This window comes from Flagellimonas pelagia (assembly GCF_003584135.1).
In the GTDB taxonomy this organism is placed as follows: domain Bacteria; phylum Bacteroidota; class Bacteroidia; order Flavobacteriales; family Flavobacteriaceae; genus Flagellimonas; species Flagellimonas pelagia.
On sequence record NZ_QXFI01000014.1, the window covers coordinates 1 to 556 of the forward strand.

Consider the following 556-nt stretch of genomic DNA (forward strand, 5'->3'; position numbering starts at 1 on the left):
CTAGGATGTTTTCATCACGACCAAGACGCGAAAGTCTAACTTGCTTCCCCTTGACTGGAACAATCATATCTTCTAAAAATGGGTTTATTTTGTAGCGAGAGAAGCTCATTTTAACCACCTTAAATGATCGACAGGATTCGATTTTAGATAGACGGTAGCTCAAAAATCAAGTTTTTTTTGAGCTACCGTAGTACTAGGGTTGAGCTACCGTAGTACAGATCCTGAAAATACGATCCCCATTTCATGCGGGCTGAGAGTGATCTCCTTCTTAGTTCTTAACGAAAAAAATTAATCAGGCGGTTTTCTGTCAGTCTAGAGCGTACGGATTTCTATGTCCGGGGAGTGGAAATTCCGCTTCCTCGAACGGACAGACTCGCGGCGATGCCGCTCCCTAATCCGTTCTTGCGGCGAGCGGTTCCTGCTCTTTCAAAAACGATATTCATTGCCTGATTTCGTCAGGGGCGAGCGAAGCGAGTGCCATTTACCCTTGACGACTCACCGGATAAAACAGGCTTGGCAGTGGTGGGGGGTGGCGCGGAGCGACGCCTTCCACCTG